The 9730-nt window shown below is 41.2% G+C and carries 6 protein-coding genes; 1 reads left to right on the top strand and 5 read right to left on the bottom strand.

The features are described 5' to 3' along the window. The 4 genes from VLN09_RS01505 to fmt all read right to left on the bottom strand — a co-directional run. On the bottom strand, nucleotides 1-996 hold a 996-nt coding region (locus tag VLN09_RS01505; protein ID WP_325243393.1), incomplete at its 3' end, for a LysM peptidoglycan-binding domain-containing protein. A 344-nt stretch (nucleotides 997-1340) separates the two neighbouring features. Then, a complete protein-coding gene (thrC, locus tag VLN09_RS01500) occupies nucleotides 1341-2762 on the bottom strand; it encodes a threonine synthase (protein ID WP_325243391.1) in 1422 nt (473 codons plus the stop codon). A 41-nt stretch (nucleotides 2763-2803) separates the two neighbouring features. Then, nucleotides 2804-4375 carry a transcription antitermination factor NusB gene (locus VLN09_RS01495; protein WP_325243389.1) on the bottom strand — a complete coding sequence of 524 codons (1572 nt, stop codon included), beginning with the start codon at nucleotides 4373-4375 and terminating at the stop codon, nucleotides 2804-2806. 70 nt (nucleotides 4376-4445) lie between these two features. Continuing rightward, the gene (gene fmt, locus VLN09_RS01490) at nucleotides 4446-5531 is read right to left on the bottom strand and encodes a methionyl-tRNA formyltransferase (RefSeq protein ID WP_325243387.1); all 1086 of its coding nucleotides are present in this window, start codon (nucleotides 5529-5531) and stop codon (nucleotides 4446-4448) included. Nucleotides 5532-5769: 238 nt separating this feature from the next. Between fmt and VLN09_RS01485 the strand changes: the two genes are divergently transcribed. Further along, the gene (locus VLN09_RS01485) at nucleotides 5770-8697 is read left to right on the top strand and encodes a response regulator (RefSeq protein ID WP_325243385.1); all 2928 of its coding nucleotides are present in this window, start codon (nucleotides 5770-5772) and stop codon (nucleotides 8695-8697) included. Between the two features lie 43 nt (nucleotides 8698-8740). Here the strand turns inward: VLN09_RS01485 and VLN09_RS01480 are convergent, their stop codons facing one another. After that, nucleotides 8741-9412, bottom strand: coding sequence for a riboflavin synthase (locus VLN09_RS01480; protein WP_325243383.1), 672 nt, complete (start codon nucleotides 9410-9412; stop codon nucleotides 8741-8743). Nucleotides 9413-9730 lie beyond the last annotated feature (318 nt).

Raw genomic sequence — 9730 nt, 5'->3', positions numbered from 1 at the left:
CACCATACCGCTTGGCTCACTTGGCAAACGTACCGGTGTATCATTATCTTTGATATCGCGTATGACGGCGCCCTTTTGGTAAACGGTCAATACATCACCCGGTTTAGCGCCTTGTATGCGACCTAAGTTAATCGCCACCACACTGCCTTTGGCAGCTGAGCTAATAGAATCCATCACGCGAACGATCATACCACCGCGATTGACGGTCGCTGGCGTCGGATAAAAGACCGGCGGAATAGCATTATCAAGCTCAACAAAAACTCGATCGCCTTCACGCACTTCTTTACCGTAACTGTCAATAAGCTGTAAGCTCGTGACGCCATTGATTTCTGTCGATGTCACCAAACCTGTCGCTACTTGAGTGACCTCTAGACCGATCACTTTTTGCGTTTTTGGCTCAGTATACATCTCGCCTTCGCGGTAAATACCGTAACGCTGACCAACGATAAGTGGCACACCTTTAGCATAAACCTTGTCACCACTGGCGGTGATTAAGTTACCTTTTTTTGAGGCAAGTATATATGGCGTAGTATTAAAATCTTGCGGATTAACAATTAGAGTCTTATCAAGCCAATGTTGAATAGCAGACCATGGAATAGGCGGAATACTATTCACAACAGAAGTCACAGCGACCGTTGTCGTAACAACATTACCTGTCAATTTCTTTTCAATCCCTGCGCAGCCCTCGCCCGTATCGACACCGATTAAAGTTTTACCTTTAATCACACATAGAATCAAAATATCATTTGGATATATAAGGTTGGGGTTTTTGATTTGCTTATTGGTTGCCCAAATCTCTTTCCAGCGCCATGGACTATCCAGATAACGTCCTGAAATATCCCACAAAGTATCGCCTTTTTTAACAATATAGCGATTGGGTGCGTCTGCCTTGATAGTTGGCGGTGGATTATTAGCCTGAGCCGTGCTCATTAGCATTGCACTGCTAAAGGTTGTAACCAATAACGCTTTTGCTATATTTTTTAAGCTCATCTTCATTGTTATATCCACAGTATGTAACGCTGTTAGCGCCATAATCAAAGGTATCCAAATCTGCTATTTCTGCCAAATCCCTTACCTTTATTTAAAAACAATAAAAAACTAACAGGAATAAGGATTGATAACGCCGTTACCATAACGTCTATAGAGCAGCTATTTAATGTTTGTGACTGATATAAGTGATAGGTATGATTGCTAAAAAAGCGCCTAGTAAAATAAGATTTACTGACGCTATTTCTAATACTACAATTATATCTACAATAACACAATCATAAACACTTTATTACAATAGTGTAACCTTAGACTGGATATTCATTTTAAAAATTGGCTAAAAATAAAATCAATTAAGCAGGGTTTGGTGTGACCTGTCGACGGATTTGCTCAGCAACCAATTCTGCATCATTATCAAGCACTACCACATATTGCGGTAAGCTCTCTAAGCCTTCAGTATGCGCTGGGCGAGCTATCTCTATCTGTCCAATAGCTTCAACGATGGTATCAGCAAACTTCACTGGCAGTGCGGTCTCAGCACAGACAATCACCTCACCCTCACGCTGCAATTCTTTGGCAACCTTGATACCATCAGCAGTATGCGGGTCGACTAGCTCGCCATGCTGCTCATAGAGCGCCTTAATGGTTTGTAAGCGGTCATTATGGGTAGATTTACCCGCTGCAAAACCATAGCGCGTATTAACTGCTTGCATCAAATCAGACAAATCAAAACCTTGACCGGATTTTACGCCTTCAAATAATTCATGAACGCGTGCGCTGTCTTTATCTAATAGTAGATAAACAAAACGCTCAAAGTTAGAGGCTTTCGAGATATCCATTGATGGGCTAGATGTGATATAAGTTTTGGCAGTCGGACGTGGCTGATAAGCCCCTTGATTAAAGAAGTCATTTAATACGTCGTTTTCATTGGTCGCGACGATTAAACGCTCAACCGGCAACCCCATTTCACGCGCGATATGACCAGCACAAATATTACCAAAGTTGCCTGATGGTACGCTAAAACTGACTTTTTCGTCATTGCTCGTAGTCACGGCAAAGTAAGCTTTAAAATAATAAACAATTTGCGCTAGGATTCGACCCCAATTGATAGAATTGACTGTGCCTAAGTTGTAAGCTGCTTTGAATTCTGCATCTTGTTGTAATGCTTTGACAATATCTTGGCAATCGTCAAACATGCCGTCGATAGCGATATTATGGATATTTTTGTCAGTTAAGCTATACATCTGCGCGCGCTGGAATTGGCTCATTTTGCCATGCGGTGACAACATAAATACTTCGATATTCTCTTTGCCGCGCAGTGCATATTCTGCCGCACTGCCCGTATCGCCACTGGTGGCACCGATAATAGTAATACGCGCATCTTTTCTTTTAAGCACATATTCAAAAGCATTGCCCAAGAACTGCATAGCAACATCTTTAAATGCCAGCGTCGGACCATTCGACAAGCCTAAAATGTATAAATTATCTTCAAGTTTGCGGACAGGAACAATCTCATCAGAGCCAAATATCTCAGCGGTATAAGTGCGCTCAATGATATCTTGCAAATCAGCCGCAGGAATATCGGTAGCAAAGCGCTGCATAATCGCCATCGCCAGCTGTGGATAGCTCAGCGCGCGCCATTCAGTCAACGTCGCACTATCAATATTCGGATAATGCTCAGGCAACATCAAACCACCGTCTGGTGCAAGACCCATTAATAACACATCACTAAAATCCATCGGTGCTGTCTGACCACGGGTACTGATATATTTCATTAGATTGTCCTGTCTACAATGAGATGATTAATTAAAACAGTTTATTCAGCAGTTTTTTGCAGCAAGGCATAATAAAAGCCATCGCCACTCTCGCTATCAATTGGTAAACACTGGCGACCAATAGCTTGGGCGATACCCCAATTACAATCGTCGCTAAATTCAACGGCTGCTACATTATTATAGTAAGTCATGAAATCCTGCATTTGCTCGACGTTTTCTTGCTTTAAGATAGAGCAAGTAACATATAACAAATACCCACCAACTTTAAGTTGTGGCCATAGATTATGCAAGATATCGGCTTGTAGCAATGCCGTTTGCTCGACGTCTTCTTCAGTACGCAAGATACTGATATCAGGATGACGACGAATTACGCCAGTCGCTGTACAAGGTGAATCTAGTAATATAGCGTCAAATACGAGTTTGCTCTTTTTCTTACCAGCCCCTTGCCATGTAGTGGCGTCAGCACAGACAATATTCAGCTCGATATTTTTCTCAGCTTGCTGTAAGTCGTGCTGACTTAAATTTAAGCGCTGTAAATTAGTATAAATACGCTCGATACGCAGCGCTTCATTATCTATCGCAGTAACCTTCACTTTTGAAACCACAGGTACTGATTCATCGTTTTGTTTCACGTGAAACAACGACGACTCATTTGAGCTAATTAGTTCTAACCAATGAGCAAGCTTACCACCCGGTGCGGCACAAGCATCTAAAATACGGATCTCGTTATTATTGGTCTCTGTATCAACGTCTGCATCATCGTTTTTAATATTCAGCTTATTGAGTAGCGCGTTATGGATAAGCGGTGCTGCAAGCTGAGCATGCATATCTTGTACACTAGCAGCCCCTTCAGCAAATTGCGGCAAGGCATTGACTGCGGTACTTTGATGTAGTCTTAACCCTTTGGTTAATATGCTATTAGATGTGGCTGTATCTGACGAGTTGGGTAATTTAAAACCACTCATTAGCTCAACTAAGTCTGCTTCAATTTCAAATTCCACTAATGCTTGCTGATAATCTTCTACCGAGGTAACCGCTGTATTCACTCGTAAAAACATCGGCGCGGGTTGACGTAAACCCTGCATCAGATCGTCGTACTCTTCACTCCAATCCTGTTTAAGCTGATAAGCAAGCCAATTAGGTAAGCTGTGTTTTTTATCACACTTTTTGCGGAACTTACTTGGGTTCTTAGCAACTTTACGCAAGATGGCGTTGATTAAACCAGTCGCATGCGCAAACTCAATTTCTTTTGCTGCTTCAACCGTTTCGTGAATCGCCGCATGATCAGCCACTTGCAAATAGAGCAGCTGTGTCAAACCTACTTGAATAGTCGTACGTACTTCTTTTTCATCAATAGGGTTATCAGCCAGACTATCTAGCAGTCGCTCAAGCGCATACCATTGACGCAACGTTGTTAGTAGCAACGCATGAGCAAAACCTTTATCACCGTCATGTAAACTGTTTAATAGCGGATCAAGGACACTTGCTAGCGATTGACCATTTTGAATCGCCAGTAAAGTACGAATGACGCGAACGCGAACGCTACCATTCATGATAAGGTTGCTTGAAGGTTTGAGCTTATTGTTTCTTGGCGCAGTACTGGTTTGTCTCATTAAATTGAATTTCCTTGACGTCTAATAGGTAGCGTCTTTTGCGATTTGGGTTATGTATATCTAGATGAAATTATTTTGTCTCTTTACTGAACTGATCGCCATCATTGAGCTGATTGCCATGACAAATTTGTTCGGCGCTCATAGGCTTGCTACCTGCAAACTGTAGCTGAGTAATAGCTAAAGTGCTGGCTTCCGGTTTTTCAACACCATTATCAGTATTAATGTCATGACCACAAGCGACTAAGATTGCCTTGCGCCCAACACTAATGACCGTCCCTGCTGATTTATCGGTTGGCTGCGATGCGTTTACAGGCAAGCTAGCTAAAACCTTAACGCGCTGCCCTGCCAAAAAAGTATAAGTACCTGGCCATGGGGTCAAGCCGCGAATTTGTCGTTCAATCAAAGTAGCTGACTGCGTCCAATCAATTTCACCTTCAGTTTTGATAAGTTTTTCAGCATAATTGGCTTGACTGTCATCTTGAGGTACAGCCTGAGCTTGATAGTGTGGCAAGTCTTTTAACACAGTAATAATAGCCGTCGCACCAAGCTCAGCCATTTTATCATGAAGGCTGGCAGCCGTATCATCAGCCTCAATAGGAGCGCTGACTTTATAAAGCATATCGCCCGTGTCTAGCCCCTTATCCATCTGCATAATAGTAATGCCAGTCTCATCATCACCAGCCAATAATGCGCGGTGAATAGGTGCCGCACCGCGCCAACGTGGTAATAAGGAAGCATGAATATTTAGACAACCGTACGTAGGCGTGGTTAATACGCCAATCGGTAAAATGAGACCATAAGCCGCGACAATCATCACATCGGGCTGATAGTCTTGCAAAGTTTGCCTTGCTGTCATCCCCTCTATACTTGATTTTTTAAAGGTCTCTGGCTGCTCAACGACTATATCATGTGCCAAGGCCACCTGCTTTACTGCAGATGCTGCAAGCTTTTGTCCGCGTCCGGCTTTACGATCAGGCTGACTATAGACAGCGACAATATCGATATTTAATGCCTGTTGCTGCTTGATTAATACTTCAAGACTCAGCGCAGCAAACTCAGGCGTCCCAGCAAATACCACTCTTAATGGCTCTGTACGCGTTGGCTTAAAGGCATTATTAGTAAGGGATACATCAGGGGTACAATCAAGTGTCGTCATAGTTAGGCAATATTAATAAGTAATAAAGCTATTATAGGTGAGTTTGTGGCGTTGTGCCATGACTGTAATAGCCACAATCGAGCGCTACTAATGCGTCTAATTATCTTTATAATACTAGGACGTGTCCTCAATTCAATCGATGGACATCTAAGTGGGCTAAAAATGGCTAGCAAGTAAATATAACAAAAACATCATAAACTTACTTTGTAACATTATGCTGACTTAGGGTTATGCCTTTATGCAACAATTTCAGTCTCTACAACGCTTGTTGGCTTTCTATACTTTGACATTACTTGCGATGTTGTCATTATATTACTTCATTATGTTTCATGAGATGAAGAATCATAGCAAGCAGCACAGTGTAGGGATTTTTCATACCTTACAGTATCAGATTTCTGAGCTTAACAATCCTACAAACCCTGCCGTTAAAAAAATAGCAGAAAAGCCTTTTTTGGCAGGAATCAGTTATCAGCTAATTTTTATGATGCCCTCTGGTGAGACTTATATCTACCATCATACTGAAGCTGATGAGCGTGAATTTACCAGTCCCATGCTTCCAAGTATTGAGACTTCGCTATTATCAAATAAGAATAGTCATAGTACCTATACGTTATCCAACGATAAACTGATCGGAACCATCGAGCTTAAAAGCGGTCATAAACTATATACCGTTTTGCGGCATAAGCCGCTCGATATTAACTGGGTATCCTATCACTATTGGCTGCCTTTAATGACCGCTATTATGTTTTTTACTTTGGCATTGCTATATGCACTAAAACGCCGTGCCAATTGGGAGCAGTTACTGCTTTATACCGATAACTTAAGCAGTCATGCAAAAGATGCTTATACACCGCCGCCGTTTGTTAGCAAAAAATCTACACCGGATTTTCTACAATTGGGTCACGCACTCAGTCGTATCAGCTATCAATTACATAACAATCATCGCCGTATTACCACACTTAAACATCGTCTCGAGCGTTTGGTTGACCATGCTCCGCTACCGATGTTAATGATTATGAGACACGGTCAAATCAGTTTTTTTAACCAACGCTTTGAGCAAGTATTTTCGACAGCGTTTCACGATGACAATAACTATCGACTGACCGATTTTGTTTTTTCTGAAGACCAATCGACCCAGTTGCTATTGCAAAAACTGGTCACCCTGCGTGTCACGCGCACCCTTCTAGTTTATGCGCTAACGAATAAAAAGGCTTATCAGTTGCATATCACACCATGGTTTGGTGAGCACGGTCAAGTTCATGGTTTTACGGTGTTACTAAATAACGTTAATGATTTGGTGAGCCAAAACGCACAGTTACAGCAACAAAATCTAGAAATACAACAACGTCTAGATGAGTTTAATACCCTAAAGTCATCTATGGGTCATGACTTACGGCTGCCACTAGAATCTATGATCGATACTTTGGAGCCAATTGATACTAGCGTTTTAACTGCCAAACAGAAACAGACTGTCCATACTTTGGTTCAAACCAGTCAAGCTATGCTTATCATGCTCAATGAGATGCTCGATATAGGTGAGATAGAAGTTCGAAAAACTCGTCTGAGTGTTAATACTGTCGACATCTACAAAACAGGGCAACAGGTCAGTCAGTCATTTATAAAAGAGGCAAGACAGCATGGCCTTGAGCTACTGTATTTTTTTGCTCCTGATTGCCCACGTCTTATCGAGACTGACCATAGCCGTTTGCAACAAATCTTACGTAATTTATTGGATAATGCCATCAGGTATACCACTTCAGGCTACGTCGCCCTGACCATTGAAACTGTGAGCGCTGCGCAGTTGTCGATAGCTCAAGAGAATGGCCTGGTTAATGATTTAGTAGCTGAGAGTACAAACAAAAAAATAAACCCAGCACATGACTGGATTCGCTTTAGTATTCAAGATAGCGGCATTGGTTTAGAGGCGAGCAAAAAAGACCAGTTGCTGGCTTATTTTAATCTAAATGCTCAACTAGAGAACATAATCACGAACCAGCCGAGTTCCAAAAAGTCAGAACGTCAAATAAATACTCAAATCATGCAAGCTGGCGTTGGACTCACGACCGCTCGTAGTTTTGCTAAACTATTAGGCGGTTTTATAGAGTTGCATAGCACACCTGATACCGGAAGCACGTTTGATCTCTATATACCTTGTCGCAATCCAAATTATCAGCCCATCTACCATCTGAATCCTTATTTAACCCAGATTCACCTGATCGCTATCATCAATCAGCCACTTGCTGCTGAACAGCTAAAACGCTTATGTAACCATTTATCCATAGTAGTAACCTTTCTTACTTCTACTGATAATGTGGACTTAGCGCAGCTTACTGATAATTTAATACAAAACAAGCAGACCCTTGCGCCGATACTACTCCTTGATTATGACTACTATGAAAGTCTTACACTTGCTTTATCTAAGCCACTCGAAGTAGCAAGTAAGGAAAGCACCAATATAAATACCTTAGAACAACAGACAGCTGTCACAGATAACCTATTGGTTGATAAAGCAGTTGGCGATAAAATGTCTAGCAATATCGATCGGCAACATGCGTTAAACCATTTACTGGCAAATGTATCGCTACCAAAGATATTACTCAGCATGAAGTCTGAGCGCCGTATTACCTCTATACTGTTGGATAAGTGTGATGGTTTTTTAACCAAACCACTAGATGCTAACTTATGGTTATCTGAGCTACTACGCTTAACGTTACCTACCAGACAGACGCTCAAACAAGGTGCAGAAATTAGTAATCATAACAATTCGGTAGAAATAACTAATACACACAGTGAAGCCATTTCACCATTAATTTTAGTGGTAGAAGACAGTCCAACCAACCAAAAAATTGCCTGCAAAATACTCGCCAAACTTGGCTATCGTAGCGTGGTAGCAGAAGATGGGCAGCGAGCATTAGAGATACTACAAACACAGCGGCAAGAGATTGCACTTATCTTAATGGATTGCCGGATGCCGGTGATGGATGGATTGCAAGCAACCCAAGCAATTCGAGCGCTAGGCGATGATATTCCTATTGTCGCCCTAACAGCAAACAATACTGAGGAAGACCGCTTATCATGCTTACAGGTAGGGATGGATGATTTCTTAGCCAAACCTATTAATAAAGATAAACTACAAGAAGTGTTAGCATCGCTCATTAAAATCTAACGAACGATGCTCATTACTTTTTATTTTTAACACTAAACGACCGCTATTTCATAAAGCCATTATCTGCTAAAAAAGCTTCGGTAATATTGCTCTGTGGGCTGCTATTTTTCGTATCTCCCTGCGACTTATTTAATAAACGCTCTAAATATCTGGCTACGATATCCACCTCTACATTCACTTTAGATCCCACCAGCCAATGCTGAGCAATATTGGTCACTTGCGCGGTATGTGGAATGATATTGAGTGAGACAATATTATCGCGTACTAAATTGGTGGTGAGGCTGATACCATCAAGCGTGATCGAGCCTTTGGTCGCTGTATAATGGGCAAGCTCTACGGGTATCTCAATTTCGATATAAATAGAACGTGCATCTTTTTGCAGCTTACTGACTATCCCTACTCCATCGACATGACCTGCGACAATATGTCCACCAAAACGCGTAGTTGGTAACATCGCCTTCTCTAAATTCACCATATGACCCGGCTTCAAATCTTCTAGCGCTGTTCGCGCTATAGTTTCACGTGAAACATCAACGGAGTAATGATTACTACCAAAATCTACAACCGTCAGACAGATACCATTAGAAGCAATCGAATCACCTAGCTTTACATCACTAAAATCTAAGCCATCAGATTCTATGGTCAAGCGAATATCACCGCCTGTCGGTTGCATAGATTTAACCTTTCCCACACTTTCTATAATTCCGGTAAACATATCAACCTCTTCTCATTGTTTTATTGTCATTGTAGACAACTTTTCTCAGCAATAAACATTGCTATATCGTAGATATTTCGGGATAAACTGTGGATAAGTAAAGAGTAATACATGTCTATAGGCTTGAAACCCTTAGTTATTAAGGAGTTATCCACAATTAATGTTGTTTACAGTTAATATTTATATATCTAATTTTTACGATACAAGCTATTGATTTAATTATAATTTATCTAAATAAACAATATTAAATCAAAATTAATAGTTTCATGTGAAACAAAGTTATACACAGTTTCATGTGAAACCAATATTAATAGTCAT

Origin of the sequence: Psychrobacter sp., assembly GCF_035469765.1 — a bacterium.
Lineage (GTDB): Bacteria > Pseudomonadota > Gammaproteobacteria > Pseudomonadales > Moraxellaceae > Psychrobacter.
This window is presented reverse-complemented; position numbering and strand designations above follow the sequence as displayed.